Origin of the sequence: Klebsiella sp. S69, from assembly GCF_016516145.1 — a bacterium.
In the GTDB taxonomy this organism is placed as follows: domain Bacteria; phylum Pseudomonadota; class Gammaproteobacteria; order Enterobacterales; family Enterobacteriaceae; genus Klebsiella; species Klebsiella oxytoca.
Window position 1 is genome coordinate 66,260 of sequence record NZ_JACVUU010000026.1, and the last position, 26,882, is coordinate 93,141.

Annotated in this window: 27 protein-coding genes and 1 pseudogene; 7 read left to right on the forward strand and 21 right to left on the reverse strand. The window is 54.3% G+C overall.

Annotation, left to right across the window (positions count from 1 at the left end; translation table 11 throughout):
* Positions 1-4 precede the first annotated feature (4 nt).
* The 5 genes from IAE27_RS23180 to IAE27_RS23200 all read right to left on the reverse strand — a co-directional run bounded on the left by IAE27_RS23180 (position 5) and on the right by IAE27_RS23200 (position 5,802).
* Entirely contained in the window at positions 5-598 is a 594-nt protein-coding gene (locus tag IAE27_RS23180; RefSeq protein WP_004107456.1) for a DapH/DapD/GlmU-related protein, read from the reverse strand.
* 39 nt (positions 599-637) lie between these two features.
* On the reverse strand, positions 638-1,903 hold the full coding sequence (locus IAE27_RS23185) for an MFS transporter (RefSeq protein ID WP_024274858.1): 1,266 nt from the start codon (positions 1,901-1,903) through the stop codon (positions 638-640).
* A 41-nt stretch (positions 1,904-1,944) separates the two neighbouring features.
* Positions 1,945-4,068 (reverse strand): alpha-galactosidase, encoded by a 2,124-nt coding sequence (locus IAE27_RS23190; protein WP_064344070.1) that lies wholly within the window; start codon positions 4,066-4,068, stop codon positions 1,945-1,947.
* A 114-nt stretch (positions 4,069-4,182) separates the two neighbouring features.
* Positions 4,183-5,178 carry a substrate-binding domain-containing protein gene (locus IAE27_RS23195; RefSeq protein WP_004107449.1) on the reverse strand — a complete coding sequence of 332 codons (996 nt, stop codon included), beginning with the start codon at positions 5,176-5,178 and terminating at the stop codon, positions 4,183-4,185.
* Positions 5,179-5,253: 75 nt separating this feature from the next.
* Positions 5,254-5,802, reverse strand: a complete 549-nt coding sequence (locus IAE27_RS23200; protein WP_004107447.1) for a helix-turn-helix domain-containing protein — start codon at positions 5,800-5,802, stop codon at positions 5,254-5,256.
* A 100-nt stretch (positions 5,803-5,902) separates the two neighbouring features.
* On the opposite strand from IAE27_RS23200, the gene IAE27_RS23205 reads away from it, so the two are divergent.
* The gene (locus IAE27_RS23205; protein ID WP_016809579.1) at positions 5,903-6,562 is read left to right on the forward strand and encodes an AzlC family ABC transporter permease; all 660 of its coding nucleotides are present in this window, start codon (positions 5,903-5,905) and stop codon (positions 6,560-6,562) included.
* Positions 6,562-6,885, forward strand: coding sequence for an AzlD domain-containing protein (locus tag IAE27_RS23210; protein ID WP_004107443.1), 324 nt, complete (start codon positions 6,562-6,564; stop codon positions 6,883-6,885). Before IAE27_RS23205 ends, IAE27_RS23210 begins: the two co-directional genes overlap by 1 nt.
* A gap of 37 nt (positions 6,886-6,922) precedes the next feature.
* On the opposite strand, the gene IAE27_RS23215 is transcribed toward IAE27_RS23210, so the two are convergent.
* The 10 genes from IAE27_RS23215 to fdhD all read right to left on the reverse strand — a co-directional run bounded on the left by IAE27_RS23215 (position 6,923) and on the right by fdhD (position 14,583).
* A complete protein-coding gene (locus IAE27_RS23215; RefSeq protein WP_004116813.1) occupies positions 6,923-7,957 on the reverse strand; it encodes a YiiG family protein in 1,035 nt (344 codons plus the stop codon).
* A gap of 131 nt (positions 7,958-8,088) precedes the next feature.
* Complete coding sequence (locus tag IAE27_RS23220) at positions 8,089-8,640, reverse strand: AAA family ATPase (RefSeq protein ID WP_016809581.1); 552 nt, start codon at positions 8,638-8,640, stop codon at positions 8,089-8,091.
* The gene (locus IAE27_RS23225; protein WP_108704358.1) at positions 8,637-9,074 is read right to left on the reverse strand and encodes a PTS sugar transporter subunit IIA; all 438 of its coding nucleotides are present in this window, start codon (positions 9,072-9,074) and stop codon (positions 8,637-8,639) included. The genes IAE27_RS23220 and IAE27_RS23225 overlap by 4 nt, the downstream gene beginning before the upstream one ends.
* A gap of 9 nt (positions 9,075-9,083) precedes the next feature.
* Positions 9,084-9,353 carry a hypothetical protein gene (locus IAE27_RS23230; RefSeq protein WP_024274856.1) on the reverse strand — a complete coding sequence of 90 codons (270 nt, stop codon included), beginning with the start codon at positions 9,351-9,353 and terminating at the stop codon, positions 9,084-9,086.
* A 56-nt stretch (positions 9,354-9,409) separates the two neighbouring features.
* Complete coding sequence (locus IAE27_RS23235; RefSeq protein ID WP_004107433.1) at positions 9,410-10,252, reverse strand: class II fructose-bisphosphate aldolase; 843 nt, start codon at positions 10,250-10,252, stop codon at positions 9,410-9,412.
* A complete protein-coding gene (locus tag IAE27_RS23240; protein ID WP_004107430.1) occupies positions 10,239-11,606 on the reverse strand; it encodes a PTS sugar transporter subunit IIC in 1,368 nt (455 codons plus the stop codon). Before IAE27_RS23240 ends, IAE27_RS23235 begins: the two co-directional genes overlap by 14 nt.
* A complete protein-coding gene (locus IAE27_RS23245; RefSeq protein WP_004107427.1) occupies positions 11,599-11,913 on the reverse strand; it encodes a PTS sugar transporter subunit IIB in 315 nt (104 codons plus the stop codon). The genes IAE27_RS23240 and IAE27_RS23245 overlap by 8 nt, the downstream gene beginning before the upstream one ends.
* Positions 11,914-11,924: 11 nt before the next feature.
* Positions 11,925-12,905: a 6-phosphofructokinase gene (locus tag IAE27_RS23250; RefSeq protein ID WP_004116804.1), complete on the reverse strand. Its 981-nt coding sequence runs from the start codon at positions 12,903-12,905 to the stop codon at positions 11,925-11,927.
* A 500-nt stretch (positions 12,906-13,405) separates the two neighbouring features.
* Positions 13,406-13,618, reverse strand: coding sequence for a YdgH/BhsA/McbA-like domain containing protein (locus IAE27_RS23255; protein ID WP_004107394.1), 213 nt, complete (start codon positions 13,616-13,618; stop codon positions 13,406-13,408).
* 128 nt (positions 13,619-13,746) lie between these two features.
* Positions 13,747-14,583, reverse strand: a complete 837-nt coding sequence (gene fdhD, locus IAE27_RS23260) for a formate dehydrogenase accessory sulfurtransferase FdhD (RefSeq protein ID WP_004107391.1) — start codon at positions 14,581-14,583, stop codon at positions 13,747-13,749.
* A 156-nt stretch (positions 14,584-14,739) separates the two neighbouring features.
* Between fdhD and fdnG the strand changes: the two genes are divergently transcribed.
* From fdnG to fdhE, 4 genes are all read left to right on the forward strand, one after another.
* On the forward strand, positions 14,740-17,790 hold the full coding sequence (fdnG, locus tag IAE27_RS23265) for a formate dehydrogenase-N subunit alpha (protein WP_094298909.1): 3,051 nt from the start codon (positions 14,740-14,742) through the stop codon (positions 17,788-17,790).
* A 12-nt stretch (positions 17,791-17,802) separates the two neighbouring features.
* Positions 17,803-18,705: a formate dehydrogenase subunit beta gene (gene fdxH / locus IAE27_RS23270; protein ID WP_004107383.1), complete on the forward strand. Its 903-nt coding sequence runs from the start codon at positions 17,803-17,805 to the stop codon at positions 18,703-18,705.
* Complete coding sequence (gene fdoI, locus IAE27_RS23275; protein ID WP_004116787.1) at positions 18,702-19,337, forward strand: formate dehydrogenase cytochrome b556 subunit; 636 nt, start codon at positions 18,702-18,704, stop codon at positions 19,335-19,337. Before fdxH ends, fdoI begins: the two co-directional genes overlap by 4 nt.
* A 340-nt stretch (positions 19,338-19,677) precedes the next feature.
* Complete coding sequence (fdhE, locus tag IAE27_RS23280; RefSeq protein ID WP_070555358.1) at positions 19,678-20,607, forward strand: formate dehydrogenase accessory protein FdhE; 930 nt, start codon at positions 19,678-19,680, stop codon at positions 20,605-20,607.
* Between the two features lie 40 nt (positions 20,608-20,647).
* Here the strand turns inward: fdhE and IAE27_RS29695 are convergent.
* Positions 20,648-20,805: pseudogene (locus IAE27_RS29695) on the reverse strand (VapC toxin family PIN domain ribonuclease); the annotation flags it as partial.
* A gap of 116 nt (positions 20,806-20,921) precedes the next feature.
* On the opposite strand from IAE27_RS29695, the gene IAE27_RS23285 reads away from it, so the two are divergent.
* On the forward strand, positions 20,922-21,686 hold the full coding sequence (locus IAE27_RS23285; RefSeq protein WP_200092884.1) for an alpha/beta hydrolase: 765 nt from the start codon (positions 20,922-20,924) through the stop codon (positions 21,684-21,686).
* Positions 21,687-21,703: 17 nt separating this feature from the next.
* Here the strand turns inward: IAE27_RS23285 and fabY are convergent, their stop codons facing one another.
* The 5 genes from fabY to typA all read right to left on the reverse strand — a co-directional run bounded on the left by fabY (position 21,704) and on the right by typA (position 26,534).
* The gene (gene fabY / locus IAE27_RS23290; protein WP_187326134.1) at positions 21,704-22,645 is read right to left on the reverse strand and encodes a fatty acid biosynthesis protein FabY; all 942 of its coding nucleotides are present in this window, start codon (positions 22,643-22,645) and stop codon (positions 21,704-21,706) included.
* 44 nt (positions 22,646-22,689) lie between these two features.
* Entirely contained in the window at positions 22,690-23,127 is a 438-nt protein-coding gene (dtd, locus tag IAE27_RS23295) for a D-aminoacyl-tRNA deacylase (RefSeq protein WP_004107369.1), read from the reverse strand.
* Positions 23,124-23,984 carry a virulence factor BrkB family protein gene (locus IAE27_RS23300; protein WP_004107366.1) on the reverse strand — a complete coding sequence of 287 codons (861 nt, stop codon included), beginning with the start codon at positions 23,982-23,984 and terminating at the stop codon, positions 23,124-23,126. Before IAE27_RS23300 ends, dtd begins: the two co-directional genes overlap by 4 nt.
* Entirely contained in the window at positions 23,978-24,577 is a 600-nt protein-coding gene (gene yihX, locus IAE27_RS23305; protein ID WP_004107358.1) for a glucose-1-phosphatase, read from the reverse strand. Before yihX ends, IAE27_RS23300 begins: the two co-directional genes overlap by 7 nt.
* A gap of 133 nt (positions 24,578-24,710) precedes the next feature.
* Entirely contained in the window at positions 24,711-26,534 is a 1,824-nt protein-coding gene (gene typA / locus IAE27_RS23310) for a ribosome-dependent GTPase TypA (RefSeq protein ID WP_004107356.1), read from the reverse strand.
* Positions 26,535-26,882 lie beyond the last annotated feature (348 nt).

The following is a 26,882-nucleotide window of genomic DNA, read 5'->3' on the forward strand; positions in this document are numbered from 1 at the left end:
AAGTTCAGCCTGCGAACAGCTGATATTTATTTTTATCCTCATCGGTAATGTCTCTTAATACCCGACAAGGGACGCCTGCGGCGACAACATTTGCCGGTATGGAACGGTTCACCACGCTCCCGGCGCCAATGACCGAGTTTTTTCCGATAGTGACGCCAGGATTGATAATCACCCCGGTGCCCAGCCAGACGCCGTCTTCAATAACCACCGGCAAAGAGAACTGCTGCTGGGTGTGGCGCAGATCCGGATGGATCGGGTGGCCGGCGGTTGAAATCGTCACATTTGGCGCAAACATCACGTTATTACCAATGGTGATCTCAGCATCATCAACCAGCGTCAGATTAAAGTTAGCGTAAAAATTATCGCCAATGGAGATGTGAGTTCCGTAGGCAAAATTAATCGGTGGTTCTATCCAGCATTCTTTACCCACGCGGGCAAACATCCGCTGAATAATGTCGTTTCTTAATTCCTGGTTAAACGGATGGGAGTGGTTGTACTCATAGGCTCGCGCCTTCCCCATCAGCCGCTGCTGCGGTAAGCCATATCCTGAATCAATATAGAGCTCGCCGCTGTTCATTCTTTCTTTCATATCCATCATACAAACCGCTCCTGTCACGGTGACTAATTGCTCCGTTGGCTAAACCGTCATAGCGCTATCGCTAATCTTTTCCGGCTTTGCCTTACCCGATAAGGTAAAGGCGGATATTAGCGTAACGGCCAGGGCAATTCCGCCGAGGATCATATAGGTGTCCTGGAAGCCGATGCGGTCATACATGTTGCCAGCAAAAGCGGAGAGGAAGATCGCCGCCACCTGTTTGGAAAACTGGAAGCCAACCAGATAAATCGTCGCCGACAGGCGGACGTCAAATACGCCGGTGATATATTTAAAGGCCCCTACCAGCAGGAACGGCACTTCCAGCGCGTGGAGCATTTTCAGCGCCACCACTTCCGCAGCCGTCGTGGCAAACGATGAACCGATCATCCTTGCCGCCATCACCATTCCGGCAATCAGTAACGTATTTTTCGCCCCGATGCGGTTAATAATCCACGGCGAGCTGAACATAATAATCGCGTTGCATATTTCCCCGGCGGTGGTCGCAAAACCAAAAGCGCGGGTGCCCGATTCAGGGGTGGCAAAAAAGGATTTAAAGAAGGTGGCAAACTGCTGATCGAAGACGTCATAAACGCAGGCGACGCCGATGACGTACAGAATAAACATCCACATTTTGCGCTGGCGGAACATGCTCACGGCAGTTTTTAAATCCACCGCCGGACGATTAGCCCCTAAAGAATCCATCACCTGTGCGCTCTGACTGGCCTGCGGTTTAGCGATAGCCACCAGCACAACCAGTACCAGCGCGGCGGCGGAGCCCATCCAGAACACCCACTCCGGGTTAACGCTGAACAGCATCCCCGCCGTGGTGGCGCACAGGGCCCAGCCGAGGCAGCCAAAAGTCCGCGCCTTGCCGTATTCAAACCCGCTATTGCGGCTCACGCGTTCGATATAGGCCTCCATCGCCCCGGCGCCGGCGGAGAACACAAAGCCAATATAGGCTCCGCCGCTCAGCGCGCCGAGCCAGATATTGGTTTTCAGCAACGGCGCAAAAACGTAGAGGAAAAAGGGCGCGATCAGCACCAGCAGCACGGTGACAATCCACATCAGATGCTTTTTCAGCCCCAGCTTATCGGAGATCACGCCCAGTATCGGCTGAAAACAGATAGCAAACAGCGACAGGCTGGAGAAAACAATCCCGGTCTCGGTTTTATTCAGGCCGATGACATCCGATAACCAGATCGGCAAAAACGGAAAGCAGGTGGCCATAATGAAAAAGTAGAGAAAGAAGAACAGCCCGAAAATCCAGAAATTGGGGTTGTTTTTATGGGTACAGACGGTCGGGTTCATGGTGTATTCCTCAAAAAGGGCCGCCGCGCGGCCCGTCGTCATCACACGCGTTGCAGGCCAATCAAAATGGCGCTTTCCGGGTCAAGGATTGGCAGCGCCAGCCCCGCCAGTTGCAACCACTCGCCGCTTACGGTCTGCGGCGTCGTCATCCATTCCGGCAGCTTACGCATGGTGTGGCCGCCCTCTCCCGTAATCTGAATATTCGGATGGTCGAGCAGCGTGACCTGGTAGCGCGCTCCCGCTTCCAGTCCCGGCACGCGCAGCGGCGCCATCAGGGTGTAGTCCGGCATCGCCAGCTGGCTGACGAGGAAAATCGCCTGGCTCCGGTCTTCGCTTACCACGCCGTGCGCCAGCGTAGTGGCGTCCGGCATATCGATACGCCACTGCACGCCGTGATGAATCACATCGCGCCACTGCTTATGCAACGCCGCGTATTTGCGGTAGCCGGCACGCTCTTGTTCGTCAGCGCTTACCGGGTCCAGCTCAAGCCCCATATGGCCGAACAGCGCCGTCAGGCCGCGAAACGCAATGCTGTGCTGGCGGAAGGTGGCGTGACAGTGGCGGTTGCCGATATGCGCGCCCATGACTTCCGGCGGGAAGAAGTAGCTCATGCCGCGCTGGATAGTGTTGCGCTCCAGGGCATCGTTATTATCTGAAGCCCAGAAGCGATGGCTGCGCTTCAGCACTTCGTAGTCGATTCGCCCGCCGCCGGAGGAGCAGGACTCAAATTCAATATGCGGGAAGCGAGCCACCAGCGTATCGAGCAGGCGATAGAACTGGCGGGTTTGCGCATCGGCGGCAGCTTTACCGTTATGCCCGGGCTGTACCAGTTCGCGGTTCATATCCCACTTCACATAATCCACCGCGTGCTCGCCCAGCAGCCAGCTCATCCGCTCCAGCAGATAATCAAAGGCTTCCGGGATATTCAGATTCAGCACAAATTGATGGCGCCCGGGAAGCGGCGTATAGCCCGGCAGCGCCAGCACCCAGTCAGGATGCGCGCGGTATAAATCGGAGTCAGGGTTAATCATTTCTGGCTCAACCCAGATGCCGAACTCCATGCCCAGCGATTTTACGTGGTCGATAACCGGGGTCAGACCGTGCGGATATTTTTGCTCATCAAGATACCAGTCGCCGAGCGCCGCCCAGTCGTCGTTGCGCCCTTTAAACCAGCCGTCATCAATGATAAAGCGCTCAACGCCCAGTTCCGCCGCCTCATCCGCCATGCGCATGATGTACTGCGGGTCGTGGTCGAAATAGATCCCTTCCCAGGTATTGAGATGCACCGGGCGCGGTTTGTTGCCCGGAAAGCGAATAATCCGTTCGCGCAGATAACGATGGAACTGCTGGCTCATGCCGTTCAGCCCCTGCGCTGAATAGCTACCGTAGAGGTGCGGAGTCCACAGGGTTTCCCCCTCCGCCAACGCCATTTCGCCCGCCAGATAGAGCGCTTCCGCCTGCAGGTAGCGACGGCCATCGGTTTTCACTTCCGCCCGCAGGCGATGGTTACCGCTCCAGCCCAGATGCACGCCCCATACTTCCCCCTGCATCTCGCTAAAGGCCTGGCTGCCGGTAATCAGCGCCGGAAAATGTTCATGGGAAGTGCGTCCGCGACGGTTTTCCAGCACGAAGCTGTCATGTTCAAGGAGCAGGCGATGGGGCTGGAATTCGCGGATCCAGCGGCCATGAAAGGCCATGACTTCGCGGGCGCGCTCGGCGACCGGTAGCGTGACGGCCAGGCGATCTACCTGCCACGGCTGCGGACGCAGGTTGGTCAAGCCATGGCGAACGCTCAGCACGCCGCTGTTATCAAGCTGAATTTCACTGCATAACCGCAGGCCTGCCTGAGCATCTTCACTGATGAGGGTTAAATTCTGCCCATCCTGCGCCACCTCGGTCGTGGTGAACATCGGCGAAGCGTCCAGCCCCTGACGGTGGCCTTCGATGCCCGGCGCGCCGAACAGGCCGTGACCCAGCTCAGCCATTAAGGTCACCGGTGAATCCACATCAAGACGACCATTGGCCACCGGGCGGGCAATGCTCAGGGCATCCTGCGGCGAAAAATGGCTTAAGTGCGGCCCCCAGTAGATAATTTCGGCGAATGGGCGGGTTTTGATCACCACATCAGCCGCTGCGCTTTGCAGGCGTAAAATCGAATCAGACATCAGACTTCTCCACAACAAGGAATAGCTTACTGTTGATCCGAAACGTTTCGGACGCCAACCAAAACGTTTCGGATCCGTGATCGAGTTCAGGAAATTAATCTGACGGGAGGGGAATCAGGCAGTTTCGCCGGGGATAAATTCAGGCTGCCAGAGCACCTGGAGAGAGGCGAGATCGTCGCCGGCGATTAAGCGGCGAACCATGCTGGCTATCTGGCGGCCCACGCCCTGCCGGGTGGACTGGATCACCGCGCCCACCGGAGTTTCGATGATGCTGTCCTGCGGCAAGCCATCATAAACCACCAGTGAGACGCGATCGGAGCCGGTAAGACGCCCGAGCTGGGCAAGTGCCATCGCCGCGCCGTCGCCGTGGGTGTTGCAATCGGTGACTATCGCCGTAGGCGGTTCGGGCAGACGCAGCAGCTCCATCGTCGCCTGAAACCCTCCGCGGCGGGTGGGCGACACGCTGCGCAGCCAGGTTTCCGCCAGCCCCGCTTCGCGCAGGGCTTGCAGGTAACCATTGCGGCGCTGCGTAATAAACGCCTGATTGTTATTTTCGCTCAGCAGCGCTATACGCTGGTGCCCCTGGCTAATCAGATGGCGGGTTGCGCGGTACGTTCCCGCCTGGTTATCGAAATCAAACCAGGCATAGGGCTGTGGCAGACGGCTGCGCCCCAGGGCGAGAAAAGGAAAGCCGGAAGAGAGCAGCTGAATCAGGCGCGGATCATCGTCCAGAGTATGGGCAACAATCAGCGCATCAACACGACGACTCTGCACCATACGCATATAACCGTGTTTATCGGCCTGTTCGTCATCGGCTATCAGCAGTAAATCGATCTCATAGCGCGCCAGCTCGTGGCTAATCTCGCCGACCATCTCAAGGAAGACGTTGTTATTCAACGGCGCGGGACGCACGGGAAAAACGAGGCCGACGGCGTCGATTTTGCCCATTTTCAGGCGGCGCGCAAAGGTGTTTGGCCGATAGCCGCGACGCTGCGCTTCGGCCTCGACGCGGGCGCGCGTCTCCTGCGACACGTCGTCATAGCCGTTCAACGCGCGGCTGACGGTTGTAACCGAGATCCCAAGTTCTTTAGCAATGGCTTTCAGCGACATAAGTTTCCCTGTCTTCGCGGGAGAATGCGGCTAGTGTCCCGCAATACGGGCATGGCGTCCACCCTGCCGCCGTGACTAGTTCTGCTCGGCGACCAATAGCGCCTGGGTATCCGGTTCCAGCGCCTGGAAAACGTGCTCCCGATCGGCGGGATAGCAGATGTAATCCCCCTCTCCCAACTCTTCCGGCGCCTCCGTCAGGCCGACCCGCGCCCGCCCCTGGGTGATAATAATATGTTCCACGGAACCCGGTGGATGAGGGTGAGAGATACGGTCAGCCCCCGGCTGGGTTAGCAGGAGATAGATATCGCGCCGCGCGCCCGGCGGGCAGGCGGCGAGTAAAATCGCCTGATAGTTTGCCTGCTCGGCAATCACTTTCGTCCCCTCGCCGCGGCGGATCACCTGGGTGGTGTTGACCTGCGGCTCCAGCAGCCGGGCAAAAGGAATATCGAGGGCCACGCACAGCGCCCACAGCGTTTCCAGACTCGGGTTACCGTTACCGGACTCCAGCTGCGATAACGTTGATTTGGCAATTCCCGCCCGTCGCGCAACTTCAGCAAGGGAAAGACCGGTGCGCGCGCGTTCACGAACCAGGCTTTTGGCAATCAGGCTAATTGGCTGAGTCATCCAGCCCTCCGTGTTTTTTATAACGAACGTTTCGTTCGTCTTGAAATACGATTCTGTTGCGTTCATTATAATGGAAATTCGTTCGATATGGCTAAAGAGTATGAAACATCACTTCGCCAGTCTTAAAGGCGACACCCTCAGAGCAATTGTTTTAGTCTGCCTCGCAGTGGGCATCGTCGGTATGTCCTATGGCTCGCTGGCCATCGCCTACGGTTTCCCGATTTGGGTGCCCTTTGTGCTTTCGGTCAGCGTCCTGGCAGGCGCCTCGGAGTTTATGTTTATCGGCATTGTCGCCAGCGGCGGAAATCCCCTGGCGGCGGCGGCGGCCGGTTTACTGGTTAACGCTCGTCATATTCCCTTCGGCGTGACGGTTCGCGACCTGGTCGGCCAGCGCGCCGCCAGCTTCCTCGGCTGCCATATTATGAACGATGAAAGCGTGGTGTTTGGTCTGTCGCAGAAAACCCCCGAGCAGCGGCGGGCGGCCTACTGGCTGTGCGGTCTGGGCGTGGCGCTGATCTGGCCATTGGGCGCGCTATTGGGCGCGGGGGTCGGCAAACTGCTCCCGGCTCCGGAAACCATTGGCCTCGATGCGGTCTTTCCGGCCATTCTGCTGGCGCTGGTGGTTCCGGCATTTAAAAATCGCACCACCTTGATCCGCGCCTGCAGCGGAGCAGCTCTGTCGCTGGCCGCCGTACCTTTTGCGCCGGTTGGTCTGCCGGTTTTACTGTCGCTGTTTGGCCTGCTGACGAGGAGAAAATAATGGGCAATATGACGCTATTTATCGCCGGTATCGCGATTCTGTCGCTGGGCACTTACTTAATGCGCTTAGGCGGAGCGAAGCTCGGCAGTCGGCTGGCCTTTTCTGAGCGCTCACAGGCGCTACTCTCCGATGCGGCAACGGTGCTGCTCTTTTCCGTCGCGCTGGCAACCACCTTCTACGAAGGTGAACATTTTGCCGGGATGGCGCGGGTGCTGGGCGTGGGCTTTGCGGTATTTCTTGCCTGGCGTAAGATGCCGCTGATCGTGGTGATTATCGCCGCTGCCGTGGTGACGGCGCTGCTGCGGATGGCGGGTTTACGATAAAAGCGCCCACAGGCGCTTTTATCATTCTTCAGCCAGTTTAATCACTCAATGTATTAAACCATCTTACGAGCTGGTTATAGCTCGCCATGAGATGTTCAAAGGAGCCATCCACCATTTGCGGGGCGCCATCCATCAACATGGCTTCCCCAGACGTCAGCGGCGTGTTATCGCGAACGCGGCGGACGCGCGTTTTGGCATCCAGAAGGTACTTTTCCGCCGCTTCGATAAACGTCGGGGCTCTGATCTCACGCATCCGGGGACCTTTTTTGGTTTCGCCCTGTTTTGACTTCAATTGCTCAATTTGTTCACCCAGATCCTGGACGAGTTTCATCGCAGCATCGGTATCAAATTTATCCGCCTCAAGCGCCTGGTTAACCTTTTTGCTGGTCAACATAATGGATAGCGAATAGTAATCAAAAGACTTGCCTTCTTTGGCCTCAATCTTTTTCAACTGCTGTTCCTGACGGCGGTTATTAATTTCATGAATCGCTTCTGAGTAAGCATCTGATGCGGGTTTGAACGCGGCTAATGCCTGAATAAACTGAGTATGCAGCGCTTTGCCTTTAGCGAAAGCATCATCTTTATAATCTTGCTGTTCGTAATATTTATTCATCTTATTGATGACTTCTGCCAGCTTAATGGATGAATTAATATAAGGTAAAGCGAGATTATCGATAGGATCCAGCGACGGCTTTAAACTCGAAACGTGCGTCATATTGGCCAGGCACTTATCAAACTCTGCGGAAACATCCGTGATACCACCAACACTCTTTTCTTTTCCGGTGGGACCGACCTTCAGATCGTCTAACCAGCGAGCATAGTATTTAATGCTACGATAAATATCTTCATCGATATCATTATAACACTCAATATATACGCTCATCTTTTCGCTAATAATGCGGTCTGGGCTGGCGTTTTTAACTTCCTTGTTATCTGCACCTGAAGATGCGGATGGACTAGCCGGAGCTGCTGCAGGAGCAGGAGCGCTTTCGGGTAATTTATTATCGTCGCATCCAACAAGCCCCATTAATAAGACGCAGCTTATTGCTGCCGCCAATAAATTCCTTTTCATAACTATCCTTTATTAAAAACAATTAAACCAATCTAAAGACAGGAGGATAAATCATATCGCATAATCGTTTTATGCCGATACAAAAAAAGCGCCCGCAGGCGCTTTTAAACTAATGATGTTATTTAGCCTGACTAAATCTGTGCTGCTATCCAAAGAATAACGCGCTCGATATCCAGCGGTTTTTGCTGATCCACGGTCAATACCGGCCCCAGCCGCATTGGTTCCGCCTGCTGCGCCAGCCGAGCCAGTTCCGGCAGATACTCTTCGCCCGGATGCCCCGGCTTACGATCGTGTAATCGGCTGGCATAGCGCGCCACCGCAAGCTCAGGCGGGATGTGATTCCAGACCTCCAGAACCTTTTCAACGCCCGCTTGTTGTAGCAGCTGCTGCAGCATGTCGCGCGGTTGAAAGCCAAACCAGGCGTCAATGAGCCAGATGCAGCCTGCCGGTGACTGACCGACAATCGACCATATCACTTCATACGCGGCGCAGCCCAGCTGCCGGTTGAAGGACCGATCGATCCCGGTAAAGCACGCCATAAACGGCTCTTTAATACCGTCGATGGCCAGCTGCGGCAGATTAAACGCTGCCGATAGCTGCCGGGTGACGGTGCTTTTACCCGAGGCGGGAATGCCGTTAATTAAAATTACCGTTTTGCAGCCGGGTGTGAGATATCTGTTCATAGCAACGCAACGACCTCCTCCTTGCTGCTGGCGGCCCGCAGCTTCTCCATGGTCTCGTTATTATCGAGCAGAGCGACAATCGCACGAATCCCCTCTTCTATATGGGCATTGCTGTCCTGCGCGCCGAACATAATGACGATATCCGCCTTCTCGCTATTAGCAAACTGAATTGGCTTATCCAGCACAACAAGGCTAAAGCAGTTGCGCTTTACGCCGCACTCCGGTCTGGCATGCGGGATGGCGATGCCCTCATCAAAAACGTAATAGGCGCCATGATGCAGGGTATTATCGATCACCGCCTGACCGTAATCTGCCGAGATATATCCCTTTGCCACCAGCGGGCTGGCCGCCAGTTGGATCACCTTCTGCCAGTCGGACTCCGTGACGCCGACCTGAATCGCATCGGCCTCAATAAGCAGTTCTTTTATCGTCATTATCACTTCCTATATATTACGGCGAATAACATTACGTAACTCATCAATGCGCACAAAAAGCGCATCTATTTCCTGGCGATGCGTATGGCTTTTGGCATATACCGACAGCGCCCGGTTATAAACCAGCATTAATGCTTTCTGTACTTCGCCATTTCCCGGGTCGCCCCGTAATTCGCCTTCCAGCCTGGCGATTTCCCCCGCCAGCTGGCGGGACTGTGCGTCATAATCCTGCGGCGGGCTACTCTCTTTTTTCCACAGCGTTTTCAAAGATTCAAACATAGCGAGCTCCTCCCTGACGGACAGCAGGGCAACGGAATACGATTAAAAATAAAGTATTATTTAAACAGCGCGATTTTTTCCATTAATACCTGGGTGACCGCATTATTCGCCGGAATTAAGAATTTGCGCACGCTGTCGTTAACTTTGCCTTTTTCAAAAGTGGTTTTACATTGATCGACCCACTGAACGTTCATTTCAGTACCGACGTTCACTTTGTTGATGCCTTCCGTTACGGCCAGGCGCATATCATCATCGCTGACGCCGGTACCGCCGTGGAGCACTAACGGTACGCCTGTGGCGGCGCTAATCTCTTTCAGCCGCTGATGCTGGATCTGCGCTTTGCCGGTATAGAGGCCATGTACCGTGCCTACGGAGACCGCCAGCATATCCACCTGCGTCTCCTTCACAAAGCGTTTGGCGTCTTCCACCGTGGTGAAACAAATATCTTCTGCGGCAACGGCTTTGCCATCTTCCGAGCCGCCTATCGCCCCCAGCTCGCCTTCTACCGTGATATTCCGCGGGCGCGCCATCTCCACCACGATACGCGTATTGCCGATATTCTCCTCCAGCCCCAGATGGGAGCCGTCATACATCACTGATGAAAATCCGGCATCCATTGCCGTTTCAATGGCGCTGATATCAGAGCAGTGATCCAGATGCAGACAGGTCGGCACGTTTTCACTTTCCGCGAGCGAGCGCACGGCATCCACCAGTAAACGATAGCCGAGATATTCCGCCGTCCCGGTAGAGATTTGAATCATTAATGGGCTATCGCTTATCTGCGCCGCTTTAAAAAAGGCGGGCAGCATTTCAATACAGTGCAAATTAAACGAGCCAATGGCTTTAAAATCTCTTTCCTGCGCAATTTTCAGAATCGCGTTGAAGTTATACAGACTCATGAATATTTTCCCCTTTTGGCTTAGCTGATTTACCGTTTACGAACCATGCCAGTGCGGCAACAAAAACAATGAACAGAGCAACAAATAGCCAGTTATTCTGGAAGGCGTGGCCCAATACCAGACCGGAACTAATGACGTCAGAATCGCTGAAAGTGACGCCGGTAAAGCCGTAGCTTTCCAGCATCGGCACTAAAATGGCGGGCAGAAAGGTAATAAACAGGCCGTGAATGACGCCGCCAATCATCGCTCCGCGCCGGCCGCCCAGCGCGTTGCCAAACACGCCTGCCGTACCGCCGGCAAAGAAGTTGGTTAACAGGCCGGGCAGGATCATCGCCAGACCAAACATCGGGAATACCAGCATGCCGATAATGGAGCCGACGGTCGTTGCCAGGAAGCCGACAATCACCGCATTGGGCGCATAGGGGAACAGTACCGGGCAATCCAGCGCGGGTTTTGCGTCCGGGACAATGCGCATGGCGATGCCGCGGAATGCCGGCACCAGCTCGTTAAGCAATAAGCGCACGCCGCTATAGAGAACGAATACCCCCGCCACAAACTGTATAGACTGCATAAAGGCGTACATCAGGTAGTTAATACCGCCGGAAAACTGCGCGATATATTCCGGGCCTGCGGCAAGCGCGGGAATGAGGTACATCGGCACCATTACCACCGCCATCGCAAGGTAGGTATCCTGGAGGAACTTAAAGTTATCAGGTAGCTCAAGATCTTCGGTTGAGCGGGAACCTTTCCCGACCACTTTAGCCACCGCCGCCTGCACCAGATAGCCGATGGTGCAGAAGTGCCCCAGCGCCACATCATCGGAACCGGTAATACGTCTGACCACCGGCTGCGCAAGAGCGGGCATCAATACCGCCATTACGCCGCCGAAAATACCGCCGGTTAAAATCAGCGACAGTCCGGTCAGCCCGGCTTTATAGCCGATTACCGCGCCGATGGTCGCCATCCACAGCAGAGCCTGGCCGGTCAGGAAGATATATTTGAGCGGCGTCAGGCGGGCGATAATAATGTTAACGGCAAAAATGACCATCAGGGTCAGCGCCACTTCGGAACCTAATTCACGGTTGGCTAACCCGGCGATGGCGGCAACATCAGTAATGTAGCCTTTCATGCCGAATCCCTGGGTGAAGATATCGTTAAGGAACGTTAGCGTGGCGACAATAATGTTGATTCCGGCCATCATTATTAAGAAACCGAGCAGCGTTTTAAAGGTTCCCTCCGCCGTTTTGCCCGCTGATTTTTTTTGTAAAATCAGGCCCAGCATCGCAATAAATGCAATTAATATCGAAGCCTGGCCGAGCAAATCTTTGACGATAAACTCTACAAAGCTATTCATAATCTGCCACCTTCAGGTTACGCTCTTTTAAGAATGCGACGATTTTGGCTTCAACCTCATCTTTGTCCGTCAGTTTATGCAGTACCACCACACGTTTAATTTCCTCCTCACTGGCATCTGCGGTTAATATATCGGCAAAGGTTTTTTGCGTCAGAATCATGTCTGATTTAAACGCCCCGGCTTCGGAAATTGTGGTATGTTCAATTTGCGCCGGAATTTCCAGTTTCTTTAAAACCGCCTTCGCCGTCATTTCGATGGCAAAGCTAGAACCGAGGCCGCAGCCACATACGCAAAGAATTTTCAGCATGTAGGGTCTCCTCAAATAATATTGAGTTGTTTGGCAAGTTTATAATGGTGTCCTTCGGTATCGACCAGACGTTTTTTCATACTGACTAAATCAATCGGAATAGGTTTGTTACTGGAATTAATTATAATGGCTTTATTTTTCATGCCGGACTGAATGCAGCGAACCACTTCGCAGGCCATAATCGTCCCCTGATAGATTTCTTCGCAGGTCGGGTCGCCGCTGCGTAAGCCGTAGCCCACGATGGTTTTGCGGATGCGTACGCCAATTTGCGGTTCGAGCTGCTTAATCATGGTATCAATGGCCCCCTGAAAACCGGGAGAATACTCTCTGGTGTAGCCTTCAGAGCAGAGGATCACCACGCTATTTTGCTGTTTTAGCTTGTGCTTCACCCGCTCGGCCAGCGCTTCTAACGGCATCTGTGATTCCGGAATCAGGGCAATATCAGCATTAGATTTAATAGCGGATTGCAACGTTAACTCTCCACAATAGCCTCCTAATATTTCAACCATAAATACCCGACCCGGTAATGCTCTTCCGGTATTTCTTAAACGGGAAACTTCTTTAATAATCTGCTCGCAGGCAGTAGAAAAACCAATCGTATAATCGCTGCCGTATACATCATTATCGATAGTCATCCCGACGCCAAAGCAGTTAATATCAAATTCACTCAGCGTATTGAGAAACTGCAGGCTGCCGTCGCCGCCGGCCATAATCAGCACATCGATACGCAATGATTTAATTTTTTTAGCTATGGTTTCATATTCACTGCGCAACAGCTTGCGGCTGGTCCGACCGGATGTGATGATCGGAATAGACGTTATGGAGAAATCAACCAGATCGCGCCACGCAACTTCGTGATGATTTTTATCCAATAACCCGGGTATGCCCCCGTTAAAAACGGTGATATCGGCACTCGCCAGTCTGGCAATCTGAAATATAAAGTTATTAATTCCAGAAACATCGCCACCGCTAATAACAATGCCAATTTTCATTGTCTGCCCCCGCCGTTTTACCTGCCAACATTTTTCCCCGACTTCAAGGCTGTTATTTGCAATAGAGATCACAATATGTCGATAAATTTAGTCACACCTAATATTGACACCGGGTTTATTATCACGTTTTTTGTGATCAATCTCTCCTTTATAAAAGGCGATCGCCTTAACAATTATTTTTTTATTTTCTTTAAGATCATTAAGTTGCCTGAATGAGCCGTTCTGCGGCCAGCTTGACGGTTTCGACCAATAAACCCGGCGGTAATGAAAAGGCGGAAATGTGATAAATAGCGCATTTTTTTGCCTCGGGAGGGTTAACGACTTTCTCATCTGCTGCCTGTCCATTGTTGTAGGGCCCTACGCGCAAAGCTGCATTCCACCTGTTTGGTGCTGATATCGTCGCTCCTCACGGCAAAGGCGCCTACGTAAAGCACCCCAGGGAATAAATTTCAGACAAAAAAAAGCGCCCCTTGGGCGCTCTTTCGACAGTAGCTTTAAGCTTATTTATTCAGTTCAGCGGTCATGTGCACGCGGTTACCGGTAAACGCTTCGGTAATTTTGTAAGACGACGCGCCTGCGGCCTGGGCCTGAGCGGCGATCTTCGCTTCCGCACCGTCCATCGTTGCTGCGGTAGCGGTGACGGTTTCCGCAGCAAAGGAACCAAAAGAAGCGGAAAGTGCGATAACAGCGACAAAAGTTTTGATGCTTTTCATGAGATAAACCCTTTACGTTAGTTGTTTTGATAAGGCGCCGTGCCTTGGTGTGATAAATAGTAGCCCTCACATCGCCAAACAAAAAGTGGAAGGATTTGCTGTTATCATTCAAAAAAACTGACTTAATTTTAACCTGCAATTAACCGCTGCGGATGCGTGTATACGGTTGCCCTACCCGGCTTGCAGAAGCCCACCAGCGTCAGGTTACAGCGCTCAGCAACTTCAACCGCCAGCGTGGTCGCGGCAGAGACCGCAAAAAGAATTTCCACCCCGCACATCGCCGCCTTCTGCACCATTTCATAGCTGGCGCGGCTGGAGACGAGCGCCGCACCGTTCTGCCAGGCGCCATCAGCTTCCGCGCGGTGTCCGAGGAGTTTGTCCAGCGCCACGTGGCGGCCAACGTCTTCGTGGCCGCCCGCGAGCTCGCCGGAAAGCGTTACCCAAGCCGCCGCGTGCGTGCAGCCGGTAAGGCAGCCTATTGGCTGAAAATCCCGCAGATGCGCCAGCGCGCGATCGAGGTTCGCCAGATCGAACGTCTGGGTAAAAGGCAGAGGCTGCACGGGCTTACCAATATCGTTGAGCTGTTCCACGCCGCATACGCCACAGCCAGTGCGGCCGGCTAGCGCACGACGGCGCTCTTTTAATCCCATAAAGCGGCGGCTGGAGAGCTCAATTTGCACTTCCAGGCCGTTACAGGCCTGAACGACGTCGATGCCATAAATCTCGCGCCGGTTCTCTATAATCCCTTCGGATAAGGAAAAGCCGACGGCGAACTGCGCCAGGTCTTTCGGCGTCGCCATCATCACCACGTGCGAGATGCCGTTATAAACCAGCGCAACGGGTACCTCTTCAGCTAACTCGTCTGGCTGAGGATGTTGCAAATTTGGGCGCTTCCAGAGCGATACCTGGCGATAACCTGTGATATCGGTCACATTTTCGATTTGTTCAAGAGGCTTCTTGTTCACTTTGTCTTAACCGTATTGGAACAGGCATACACACAATGTGGTATTCTGTTTATATCCCTCCGGGAACGAGGGAAATTACCCCCAATTCTGAACCTTTGCGGCCCTTACCGCAAAGCAAATAACTATACGTGACAATGTCGAAACAAGGAGCGAACCATGCAGGTCAGCAGAAGGCAGTTCTTTAAGATCTGCGCTGGCGGTATGGCAGGAACCACGGCAGCGGCGCTGGGCTTTGCGCCCGGTTTAGCGCTAGCGGAAACACGGCAGTACAAGCTGCTGCGCACCCGCGAAACCCGTAACACCTGCACTTACTGTTCCGTTGGCTGTGGGCTGTTAATGTACAGCCTCGGCGACGGCGCAAAAAATGCCAAAGCGTCTATCTTCCATATCGAAGGTGATCCGGACCATCCGGTCAACCGTGGTGCGCTCTGCCCTAAAGGGGCCGGTCTGGTAGACTTTATCCACTCCGAAAGTCGCCTGAAATTTCCAGAATATCGCGCGCCAGGCTCTGATAAATGGCAGCAAATCAGCTGGGATGAAGCATTCGACCGTATCGCTAAGCTGATGAAAGAAGACCGCGACGCCAACTTTGTCGCGCAGAATAGCGAAGGCACCACCGTCAACCGCTGGCTGACCACCGGTATGCTGTGCGCCTCCGCCTCCAGTAACGAAACCGGTTATTTAACCCAGAAATTTACCCGCGCGCTCGGTATGCTCGCGGTCGACAACCAGGCGCGCGTCTGACACGGACCAACGGTAGCAAGTCTTGCTCCAACATTTGGTCGCGGTGCGATGACCAACCACTGGGTCGACATAAAGAACGCCAATCTTATCGTGGTGATGGGCGGCAACGCCGCTGAAGCTCACCCGGTTGGGTTCCGCTGGGCGATGGAAGCCAAGATCCACAATGGCGCGAAGCTAATTGTGATCGATCCGCGCTTTACGCGTACCGCGTCGGTGGCTGATTTCTATACCCCCATTCGTTCCGGTACTGACATTACCTTCCTGTCAGGCGTCATCCTGTACCTGTTGAACAATGAAAAGATTAACCGTGAATATACCGAAGCCTATACCAACGCCAGCCTGATCGTGCGTGAAGATTACAGCTTTGAAGACGGTTTATTCAGCGGCTATGACGCCGAAGCCCGCAAGTACGACAAAACGTCCTGGAACTATGAGCTGGATGAAAACGGCTTTGCTAAACGCGATACCACGCTGCAGCATCCGCGCTGCGTCTGGAATTTGCTGAAGCAGCACGTTTCCCGCTATACGCCAGAAGTTGTCGAAAATATTTGCGGGACGCCAAAAGCGGACTTCCTGAAAGTCTGCGAGTACATTGCGGAAACCAGCGCTCCTGATAAAACCGCGTCTTTCCTGTACGCACTGGGCTGGACGCAGCACTCCATCGGCGCGCAGAACATTCGCACCATGGCGATGATCCAGCTGCTGCTCGGTAATATGGGCATGGCGGGCGGCGGCGTAAACGCCCTGCGCGGCCACTCCAATATTCAGGGTCTCACCGACTTAGGATTGCTGTCGCAGAGCCTGCCTGGCTATATGACGCTGCCGAGCGAGAAACAGACTGACCTGCAAACCTACCTCGCCGCCAATACGCCGAAACCGCTGTTGAAGGATCAGGTGAACTACTGGGGTAACTACCCGAAATTCTTCGTCTCAATGATGAAGGCCTTCTTTGGCGATAAAGCAACGGCGGAAAACAGCTGGGGCTTTGACTGGCTGCCGAAGTGGGACAAGGGCTACGACGTCCTGCAATACTTCGAGATGATGAATCAGGGTAAAGTGAATGGCTATATCTGCCAGGGCTTTAACCCGGTAGCCTCGTTCCCGAACAAAAACAAGGTTGTTGCGTCGCTGTCGAAGCTGAAGTTCCTGGTGACCATCGATCCGCTCAACACCGAAACCTCCACTTTCTGGCAAAACCACGGAGAGTCGAACGACGTCGATCCGGCGAAAATCCAGACCGAAGTGTTCCGCCTGCCGTCCACCTGCTTCGCCGAAGAGAACGGTTCCATCGTTAACTCCGGCCGCTGGCTGCAGTGGCACTGGAAAGGCGCTGACGCCCCGGGGATTGCGGCCACCGACGGTGAAATCCTCGCCGGTATCTTCTTACGCCTGCGCAAGATGTACGCCGAACAGGGCGGACCGGCGCCGGAACCGGTGCTGAACATGACGTGGAACTACGCCACGCCGCATGAACCGGCATCGGAAGAAGTGGCGATGGAGAGCAACGGCAAGGCGCTGGCTGACATCACCGACCCGGCAACCGGTGCTGTGATCGTCAAGAAAGGCCAGCAGCTCAGTTCGTTTGCGCAGCTGCGTGACGACGGCACGACCTCCAGCGGCTGCTGGATCTTCGCCGGCAGCTGGACGCCTGACGGCAACCAGATGGCCCGTCGCGATAATGCCGATCCATCTGGCCTTGGCAATACCCTCGGCTGGGCATGGGCGTGGCCGCTTAACCGCCGTATCCTGTATAACCGCGCCTCCGCTGATCCGCAGGGTAAACCGTGGGATCCGAAGCGTCAGCTCCTGAAATGGGACGGCGCGAAGTGGGGCGGCGTGGATATTCCAGACTACAGCGCCGCGGCGCCGGACAGCGATGTCGGGCCGTTTATCATGCAGCCGGAAGGGATGGGACGTCTGTTCGCTATCGATAAGATGGCGGAGGGGCCGTTCCCGGAACACTACGAGCCGTTTGAAACGCCGCTGGGCACTAACCCGCTGCACCCGAATGTCGTCTCTAACCCGGCCGCTCGCGTCTTTAAAGGCGACCTTGAGCAGATGGGCAAAGCGGAAAAATTCCCTTACGTCGGTACCACTTACCGTCTGACCGAGCACTTCCACTACTGGACCAAGCACGCGCTTCTCAACGCCATCGCGCAGCCGGAGCAGTTTGTGGAGATCGGCGAGAAGCTGGCGAACAAGCTCGGCATCGCCCATGGCGATACCGTGAAGGTCTCCTCTAACCGCGGCTATATTAAAGCCAAGGCGGTGGTGACCAAGCGTATTCGCACGCTGAAAGCGGACGGCAAGGATATCGATACTATCGGTATTCCGATTCACTGGGGCTACGAAGGCGTGGCGAAGAAAGGGTTTATCGCCAATACCCTGACGCCGTTTGTCGGGGATGCGAACACGCAGACGCCGGAGTTCAAGGCTTTCCTCGTGAACGTGGAAAAGGCGTAACGGAGACGAATTATGGCTTATCAATCGCAAGACATTATCCGTCGTTCCGCGACTAACGGCTTCACCCCCGCGCCGCACGCGCGGGACCATCAGGAAGAGGTGGCGAAGCTTATCGACGTCACGACCTGTATCGGCTGTAAAGCCTGTCAGGTGGCCTGCTCCGAGTGGAACGACATTCGTGATGAAGTGGGTCATAACGTCGGGGTGTACGATAACCCCGCCGATCTGACCGCCAAATCCTGGACCGTGATGCGCTTCTCGGAAGTGGAGCAGAACGACAAACTGGAGTGGCTCATCCGTAAGGATGGCTGTATGCACTGCGCCGATCCGGGCTGCCTGAAGGCCTGCCCGGCGGAAGGGGCAATCATTCAGTATGCCAACGGCATCGTCGACTTCCAGTCTGAGCAGTGCATCGGCTGCGGCTACTGCATTGCTGGCTGCCCGTTCAACGTGCCGCGTCTGAACCCGGAAGACAACCGCGTCTATAAATGCACACTGTGCGTGGACCGCGTTAACGTTGGCCAGGAACCGGCCTGCGTGAAAACCTGCCCGACCGGTGCTATCCACTTTGGCTCCAAAGAGGATATGAAAACGCTGGCAGGCGAGCGCGTCGCCGAGCTGAAAACCCGCGGTTATGACAACGCAGGTCTGTACGATCCAGCAGGCGTTGGCGGCACGCACGTGATGTACGTGCTGCACCACGCCGACAAGCCGAATCTCTATCACGGCCTGCCGGAAAATCCGGAAATCAGCGCTACCGTGAAGTTCTGGAAAGGGATCTGGAAACCGCTGGCCGCGGTCGGATTTGCGGCCACCTTCGCCGCCAGCATCTTCCACTACGTCGGCGTCGGTCCGAACCGCGCGGAAGAGGAAGAGGACAATCTGGATGAAGAGAAAGACGAGGTGCGCAAATGAAAAGACGTGACACCATCGTGCGCTACACCGCGCCGGAGCGAATCAACCATTGGGTCACCGCCTTCTGCTTCGTGCTGGCGGCGGTGAGCGGGCTGGGCTTTTTCTTCCCGTCCTTCAACTGGCTGATGCAAATCATGGGCACACCGCAGCTGGCGCGCATTCTGCACCCGTTTGTGGGCGTGATCATGTTTGCCTCGTTCATCATCATGTTCTTCCGCTACTGGCACCACAACCTGATCAACCGGGACGATATTTTCTGGGCGAAGAATATTCGCAAGATTGTCGTCAACGAGGAAGTGGGCGATACCGGACGCTATAACTTCGGCCAGAAATGCGTGTTCTGGGCGGCGATTATCTTGCTGGTGCTGCTGCTGGTCAGCGGGGTGATTATCTGGCGTCCGTACTTTGCGCCGGCGTTCTCCATCCCGGTTATCCGCTTCGCGCTGATGCTGCACTCCTTCTCTGCGGTGGCGCTGATTGTGGTGATCATGGTGCATATTTACGCCGCGCTGTGGGTGAAGGGCACGATAACCGCGATGGTGGAAGGCTGGGTCACGAAGACCTGGGCGAAGAAGCATCATCCGCGCTGGTATCGTGAAGTCCGCGAAAAGCAGGATAAGCGCCAGTCGTAAGCGTGCGCTTTGCTGGTCTTATAAATGGCGTCGTATATCGACGCCATTTTTTTGCGGATACCGTTCGCTTTTGCTGCCTCCAGCCCTCATGCACCGCAGGCGGGATTGGCACTCTTCCCGCTTCGCTAAACTCATGGGACAGGATGGCTAATCCTAACGGTGCATAGTCTGGGGTATCGATATCAGGTATCGTAGCGCACACATTGCGATGTCATGGGTATATCCCGTATGCCGATTACGGTTATCATTAATGACATCACCAGAGCGGGCGCATGATGCCCGCCAAATCACAGAGCGGACGCGACCATCGCCGAATCTGCTGAAACCAGGAAGTGACTGAATGAGCATTCGTATCATCCCGCAAGATGAGCTGGAAAAGAGCGAGAAACGCGCGACGGATATGATTCCACCGTTGTTGTTTCCTCGACTCAAAAATTTATATAACCGTCGTGCCGAGCGCCTGCGCGAACTGGCTGAAAATAATCCGCTGGGGGATTATCTGCGCTTTGCTGCGCTTATCGCCCACGCGCAGGAAGTGGTGCTGTACGATCATCCCCTGCAGATGGATCTCACCGCACGCATTAAAGAAGCGAACGATCAGGGCAAACCACCGCTCGATATTCACGTTTTACCGCGCGACAAGCACTGGCACAAGCTACTGCATTCGCTGATTGCCGAACTGAAGCCCGAGATGAGCGGCCCGGCGCTGGCGGTTATCGAGAATCTGGAAAAAGCGTCAGAGCAAGAGCTGGAACTGATGGCAAGCGCGCTATTTGTCTCCGATTTTGCCTCCGTTAGCAGCGATAAAGCACCGTTTATTTGGGCCGCGCTATCGCTCTATTGGGCGCAGATGGCCAGCCTGATACCCGGTAAAGCTCGCGCCGAATACGGTGAGCAGCGTCAATTCTGCCCGGTTTGCGGCTCGATGCCGGTCTCCAGCATAGTGCAAATTGGCACCACTCAGGGCCTGCGCTATTTGCACTGCAACCTGTGTGAAACCGAGTGGCACGTGGTGCGCGTGAAATGCAGCAACTGCGAACAGACGCGCGATCTGCACTACTGGTCTTTAGATAACGAGCAGGCGGCCGTTAAAGCCGAAAGCTGCGGCGACTGCGGTACCTACCTGAAGATTCTTTATCAGGAAAAGGATCCCAAAGTAGAAGCCGTGGCCGACGACCTCGCCTCACTGGTGCTGGACGCACGGATGGAACAAGAGGGCTTTGCCCGCAGCTCCATCAACCCGTTCCTGTTCCCGGGAGAGGGGGAGTAACGGCGAGCAGCATGTCGGGCAGCCTCTTCTGCTGCCCGACTTACAAATGATAAAGCGTAATCACTCCCGGTATGCCGGCAAAACTTTTGCTTTGCGCGTGACCAGTTCATAACGATCTATTTGCGCTGTTGCCAGTACGATGGCATCCGGCAGCTTTATCCCATACTCCTCCCTGCGATTGCTGCTTCGTCCAGCAATGGGTTTCACTTTTGCGAGCCGCTTTCCAGAATCACTTCCCAACGAAAATCCCCGGTTTTCTTTTGCTCACGATCAGGCTATAAACCTGTATATCCAAACAGGTTAAGGGAATAAAAATGGCGCTTGAAAAGGGTATTGCAATACAGGTGCGGGAGTTTATCGAGGCGGGTCGCCCCTCATCGCGCGCTCAGAGTATTGATGACCGGAGACGCGGCTATATCGCCAGCACGGTACTGGCTGGAGAGCAAGAAAAGCGCGTTCAGGTAGAAGATATCGAGCTCGAAGGCATGACATTTCGCATTGTCTCCCCCCTCAACGCCTCAGGCGCTCTCCCTGCGGTCATCTATTTTCACGGCGGCTGCTTTATCAGCGGTGGTTTCGCCACGCATGACCATCAGCTCCGTCAGCTGGCTTACCACAGCGCCGGGGGTCATCTGGCCTTGGTCACCGCTCTGCGGCTGAAAACCACCCGGGCATGGCAACCCGCGCAGCTTGTTTTGATTTACCCGATGCTGGATGCCACCGCCAGTATGAAGAGCTATATCGATAACGGTAAAGATTACATTATCACCGAAGACACTCTGCTCAGCGGCTATGAAATGTACCTTTCGTCGACGACACTCCACCACCCGGAAGCCAGCCCGCTATGGCGTAAAGACTTTAACGGCTTACCGCCGGTGCATATTCTGACGGCAGAATACGATCCTTTGCGTGATGAAGGCGAAGCGCTTTACCAGCGCCTGCTTGAACAGGGCGTAGAGTGCACCTGTCAGCGCTATCTCGGAGTGATTCACGGCTTCTTCCAGCTGGGCGGTATCAGCCCAGCGGCAGCCAGCGCGATGAGAGATATCGCCTGGCGGGTAAAATCACCGGGCCAGTAGATAAGCGTAAAGGGAGGCTACTCCTCTTCGTTGCCACCCTCTTCATAAGAGCCGAACGGCTTCGCAGGAAGCACGATATAGATACCCTCAAAAACCGCGCCGAGCCGATTGTCACCGAATAGCTCAACCTGCAGCTGAACGCGCGCTTTGCGCCCACGCGCCAGGCGATCGAGATCGCCGCTTAATGAGCCGAGATCGGCAACAGCGCTGGGGCGTCCGCTAATGGGCTGACTGTAACGAATATGAGCATCTGCGAGAATAATTGTGCCGCCAAGATGCCGCTCGCGCAGCATCAGCCAGATAAGCCCCCAGCCGGTTAACGTTGCCTGCGAAAACAGGCTGCCGGCAAACAGCGTATGGTGGGGATTCTGGTTACCGGCTTCCGGCATAGTGGTGATAAACTTTTGCCCGGTATACTGCTGAATACGCACGCCCATTTTTTCACTAAGAGGGATGTGCTGATACCAGGCCTGCTGCAGCTGAGCGCACCAGTCGCCGCGATGTAAAATATCGTCCAGCGAGGCTATTGGCTTAATCATCAAAAAATGACGAATCGGCGTGGTGGTCGGCGTCGTGATTTCACCCTGGTTCACAAACCCGAGCTTGGCAAAGAATTCTACCGCGTCTTCACGGGCGCTACAGGTCACGCGCTTAACGCCTTCCTGACGGGCGACGGACTCCAGCGTCATCGCCATCAGGGTTCCCAGCCCCTTATCCTGTACTGACGGATGTACGGCCATAAAACGGATCGAGGCTTCGTTTTCCGCGTTCACATACAGTCGCCCAACGGCAACCAGATTACCCTCTTCATCGACCACCATTTGATGGTGCGCCATCGCATCCCACGCATCGCGCTCGGACCCTTTCGGCTGATGCAGCGGCTTACGCAGCATCTCCCAGCGGAACTGGTAGTAGCTCTCTAACTCTTCTTCTGTTTGCGGTACGCGAAGGTGATACATAGCTGTACTCTCTTTTGTTACCCGCAGCCTGCCCGGAAGCTGGCTCATACCTGCAACCAAAAGGTCACAGGACCATCATTCACCAGAGAAACCTGCATATCGGCAGCAAATCTCCCGGTCTGCGTATTCATTTTCTGCTGGCGGCAGCGCTCAACGAAATACTCGTACAGCGCTTCCGCTTTATCCGGTGCCGCGCCTTTAGAAAATCCAGGACGCATCCCGCGCTCGGTATCCGCTGCCAGCGTAAACTGTGAAACCACCAGCACGCTGCCGCCAGCCTGCTGCACATTAAGATTCATTTTGCCTTCAGCATCGCTAAAAATACGGTATCCCAGCACGCGTTCGCACAGGCGATTCGCCTTTTGCTCATCATCGTCTCTCTCGACGCCTAACAGCACCAGAAGCCCGGGACCGATTTCGCCCGTCACTTCATCCTCCACGGTAACGCTAGCTCGGGATACGCGTTGAATTAATGCAATCATGATTGTTCTGTTTCTTCTTTTTTCAGTTTGCGGTATTCACCGAGAGTGACAGTAATTTCAGCGCCAAGCAAGACGATACACCACGTCCAGTACACCCAGACGAACAAAATGGGTACCACGGCAAGCACGCCATAAATCAGCTGATAGGACGGGAACGCAGTGATATATAAAGCAAAAGCTTTCTTCCCCGCCTCAAAGAGCAGCGCCGCAACCAGGGAACCGATTATCGCATCGCGGTTACGGACCTCGGCCGTCGGCACAATGCTGTATAGCAGCCAGAATGCCACCCACGATAAAATGAGCGGAAAAATACGCAGCACATCGTCAATCACGCTATTCAGATCGCTGGCCCAGCGTAACGACAGGAGATAGGAGCTGATCGCAAGGCTGGCCCCCGCCAGCAGCGGCCCCAGCGTGAGGATCATCCAATAGACGGCAAAGGAGTAGGTTTTTGGCCGGGTTCGGGTGCTGCGCCAGATAGTATTCAATGCGCTATCAATGGAATACATCAGCAGCAGCGATGTCACAATCAGGCCGAAAGCGCCCACGGCGGTCATCCGACTGGAGTTGGCGACAAACTGCTCGATATAGCCCTGAATCACATCGCCGGTGGTCGGAATAAAATTGGCAAAAATAAAGTGTCGAATCTGGATACTGACATCAGAAAACATCGGAAAGGCCGCAAACAGCGCAAATATAACGGCGATAAGCGGCACCAGGGAGAGTAACGACACATAGGCCAGGTTTCCCGCCAGGGTCGTCATATGATCTTCATCAATACGCCGCCATAGCAGCTTCAGCCAGGCCACCAGCGGCCGCAGATGGCGCGCTGTTTTTTGATGAACGGTTTTTAGCATAGCTGCTTCGCAAAGTAGTTCGGTATCGTCTCCTTTCCGGTTACCAGAATTGACGTGATACCTAACTGATCAGCGCCGGCAATATTATCCGCGTTATCATCGAAGAAAACCGTATCCTCTGCGGAGAAACCTTCCGATTCGAGCACGCTCTGGTAGATCCGCGCTTCGGGTTTACGCATCCCCATCTCCTGGGAGAGATAGATATGGTCAGCCACGGCGCGTATTTCTGGATATTCATCCGGCCAGAAGGTGGTATGCAAACGGTTAGTATTGGACAGGACCACGACTCGATGCCCCTGCTCGCGTAATTTTTGCATAATTGCCGTCACCTCCGGTCGCAGGGCGACGAAAACCGCCTGCCAGCCGTGGGAGAACTGCTCGTAGCTAAGCGGCATGTTCATTTCGTGGCACATCGCCGCCGCAAAATCCTCATCGCTAATTTCGCCGCGCTCGTGCTGATGGAACGCTTCACCCATAGTGAAATGCTGCTTCAGCGTCGCAAGAGGGATCCGCGTTAAATCGCTCCACGTCCCGAGCACCCGGTTGAAGTCAATATCGACAATCACATTACCTAAATCAAAGATATAGAGCATGGCCCTCTCCTTTTGCACCGTGGAAAATTAACTGTAGCGGGAAAGGGGGAGTTTGACTATGGGTGGCAGGGCTTTGTACAAAAAAGAAACCCTGCCATTGAGGCAGGGTTCAGATAGCGAAAAGAAGCGTTAATTACTCTTCTTTCGCGCCGCGCATTGCGCGTTTACGGTCGTTCTCGGTCAGATGACGTTTACGGATACGAACGGAAGTCGGGGTAACTTCAACCAGTTCGTCGTCATCGATGAACTCCAGAGCCTGCTCCAGGGTCATCTTAACCGGTGGAACCAGAACCGTTGCTTCGTCAGTACCGGACGCACGCATGTTGGTCAGTTTCTTACCAGTCAGGCAGTTTACCGTCAGGTCGTTAGAACGGCTGTGAATACCGATGATCTGGCCTTCGTAAACTTCTGCGCCGTGGCCCAGGAACAGCTTACCGCGATCCTGCAGGCTGAACAGCGCAAACGCCACCGCTTTACCCTGACCGTTGGAGATCAGAACGCCGTTCTGACGCTGACCCACATCACCCGCACGAACGTCATCGTAGTGGCTGAAGGTGGAGTACAGCAGACCGGTACCGGAGGTCATGGTCATGAATTCTGAACGGAAGCCGATCAGACCACGGCTTGGGATCACGTAGTCGAGACGTACGCGGCCTTTGCCATCAGGATTCATGTTTTTCAGGTCGCCTTTACGCTCACCCAGCGCCTGCATAACAGACCCCTGGTGCTGCTCTTCGACGTCCAGCGTCACGTTCTCGAACGGCTCTTGCTTACGGCCGTCGATTTCGCGGAAGATAACTTTCGGACGGGAAACCGCCATTTCGAAACCTTCACGACGCATGTTTTCGATAAGAACGGACAGGTGCAGTTCACCACGGCCAGAAACGCGGAATGCGTCTGCATCCGGAGTTTCTTCAACGCGCAGCGCCACGTTGTGCACCAGCTCTTTATTCAGGCGGTCAAGGATCTGACGAGAGGTAACGTACTTACCTTCTTTACCGCAGAACGGAGAGGTGTTAACGCAGAAGAACATGGAAACGGTCGGCTCATCGACAGACAGCGCCGGCAGCGCTTCAACATTCTGCGTATCGCAGATGGTGTCAGAGATGTTCAGCTCGCCCAGACCGGTGATCGCGATGATATCGCCCGCTTCAGCGATGTCGCTCTCGATACGCTCCAGACCCAGGTGGGTCAGAACTTTACCGACTTTACCATTACGGGTTTTGCCTTCGCTATCAACGATAGTGACCTGCTGGTTCGGCTTCACTTTACCGCGCTTGATGCGGCCGATGCCGATGACGCCAACGTAGTTGTTGTAGTCCAGCTGGGAGATTTGCATCTGCAGCGGGCCATCAAGGTCAACGTTCGGTGCCGGTACGCGATCGACGATAGTCTGATACAGCGGAGTCATATCCTCAGCCATATCTTCGTGATCCAGACCCGCAATACCGTTCAGCGCGGAAGCGTAAACGATAGGGAAGTCCAGCTGTTCGTCGGTAGCATCAAGGTTAACGAACAGGTCGAATACCTGATCGACAACCCAGTCAGGGCGCGCGCCAGGACGGTCAACTTTGTTGATAACAACAATCGGCTTCAGACCGTGGGCAAAAGCTTTCTTGGTGACGAAGCGCGTCTGCGGCATCGGACCATCAAAGGCATCAACCACCAGCAGCACAGAATCTACCATGGACATGACACGTTCAACTTCACCACCGAAGTCGGCGTGCCCAGGGGTATCAACGATGTTGATACGGTAATCATTCCATTTGATAGCAGTGTTTTTAGCGAGGATGGTAATCCCACGCTCTTTCTCCAAATCGTTGGAGTCCATCACTCGTTCTTGTGCTTCAGTACGCGCGTCGAACGTACCAGATTGCTGTAGCAGCTTATCAACCAGGGTAGTTTTACCATGGTCAACGTGCGCGATGATGGCGATATTACGCAGATTTTCGATCACAACTTTGCCTCAGGCATTAGAAATAGCGCGTTATTGTACACGGATTAATCGCAGTACAAAACAGGATCACAAACATCCTCCGCAAACAAGTATTGCAGAGATTCTTTGTGATCGCTTTCACGGAGCATTAAAAGGGTTATTCGAGTCCAATTGCACCAAATAAGTGCCCAACGTTCACACAAATGCACTATATTGGTGCAATGCATTCATTTTGGTGCAGCCCTTTTGCACGATGACGTGCATGATAACGCCTTTTGGGGGCAATTTAAAAGTTGGCACAGATTTCGCTTTGTATTTTTTAAGGCAACAACGCCACTTTTAGTAGCAAAAAAGTTTTCGTTTCCACGA

Bases quoted from the DNA above. Each gene is read 5' to 3' on its own strand.
- IAE27_RS23210 (WP_004107443.1), top strand. From the start codon at position 6,562: ATGGGCAATATGACGCTATTTATCGCCGGTATCGCGATTCTGTCGCTG.
- IAE27_RS23200 (WP_004107447.1), bottom strand. From the start codon at position 5,802: ATGACTCAGCCAATTAGCCTGATTGCCAAAAGCCTGGTTCGTGAACGC.
- IAE27_RS23250 (WP_004116804.1), bottom strand. From the start codon at position 12,905: ATGAAAATTGGCATTGTTATTAGCGGTGGCGATGTTTCTGGAATTAAT.
- IAE27_RS23300 (WP_004107366.1), bottom strand. From the start codon at position 23,984: ATGCTAAAAACCGTTCATCAAAAAACAGCGCGCCATCTGCGGCCGCTG.
- IAE27_RS23185 (WP_024274858.1), bottom strand. From the start codon at position 1,903: ATGAACCCGACCGTCTGTACCCATAAAAACAACCCCAATTTCTGGATT.
- fdhE (WP_070555358.1), top strand. From the start codon at position 19,678: ATGAGCATTCGTATCATCCCGCAAGATGAGCTGGAAAAGAGCGAGAAA.
- IAE27_RS23195 (WP_004107449.1), bottom strand. From the start codon at position 5,178: ATGTCGCTGAAAGCCATTGCTAAAGAACTTGGGATCTCGGTTACAACC.
- fabY (WP_187326134.1), bottom strand. From the start codon at position 22,645: ATGTATCACCTTCGCGTACCGCAAACAGAAGAAGAGTTAGAGAGCTAC.
- IAE27_RS23180 (WP_004107456.1), bottom strand. From the start codon at position 598: ATGATGGATATGAAAGAAAGAATGAACAGCGGCGAGCTCTATATTGAT.
- fdoI (WP_004116787.1), top strand. From the start codon at position 18,702: ATGAAAAGACGTGACACCATCGTGCGCTACACCGCGCCGGAGCGAATC.
- dtd (WP_004107369.1), bottom strand. From the start codon at position 23,127: ATGATTGCATTAATTCAACGCGTATCCCGAGCTAGCGTTACCGTGGAG.
- IAE27_RS23285 (WP_200092884.1), top strand. From the start codon at position 20,922: ATGGCGCTTGAAAAGGGTATTGCAATACAGGTGCGGGAGTTTATCGAG.
- IAE27_RS23205 (WP_016809579.1), top strand. From the start codon at position 5,903: ATGAAACATCACTTCGCCAGTCTTAAAGGCGACACCCTCAGAGCAATT.
- IAE27_RS23245 (WP_004107427.1), bottom strand. From the start codon at position 11,913: ATGCTGAAAATTCTTTGCGTATGTGGCTGCGGCCTCGGTTCTAGCTTT.
- IAE27_RS23255 (WP_004107394.1), bottom strand. From the start codon at position 13,618: ATGAAAAGCATCAAAACTTTTGTCGCTGTTATCGCACTTTCCGCTTCT.
- IAE27_RS23220 (WP_016809581.1), bottom strand. From the start codon at position 8,640: ATGAACAGATATCTCACACCCGGCTGCAAAACGGTAATTTTAATTAAC.
- yihX (WP_004107358.1), bottom strand. From the start codon at position 24,577: ATGCTCTATATCTTTGATTTAGGTAATGTGATTGTCGATATTGACTTC.
- IAE27_RS23215 (WP_004116813.1), bottom strand. From the start codon at position 7,957: ATGAAAAGGAATTTATTGGCGGCAGCAATAAGCTGCGTCTTATTAATG.
- IAE27_RS23235 (WP_004107433.1), bottom strand. From the start codon at position 10,252: ATGAGTCTGTATAACTTCAACGCGATTCTGAAAATTGCGCAGGAAAGA.
- fdxH (WP_004107383.1), top strand. From the start codon at position 17,803: ATGGCTTATCAATCGCAAGACATTATCCGTCGTTCCGCGACTAACGGC.
- IAE27_RS23230 (WP_024274856.1), bottom strand. From the start codon at position 9,353: ATGTTTGAATCTTTGAAAACGCTGTGGAAAAAAGAGAGTAGCCCGCCG.
- IAE27_RS23240 (WP_004107430.1), bottom strand. From the start codon at position 11,606: ATGAATAGCTTTGTAGAGTTTATCGTCAAAGATTTGCTCGGCCAGGCT.
- IAE27_RS23190 (WP_064344070.1), bottom strand. From the start codon at position 4,068: ATGTCTGATTCGATTTTACGCCTGCAAAGCGCAGCGGCTGATGTGGTG.
- IAE27_RS23225 (WP_108704358.1), bottom strand. From the start codon at position 9,074: ATGACGATAAAAGAACTGCTTATTGAGGCCGATGCGATTCAGGTCGGC.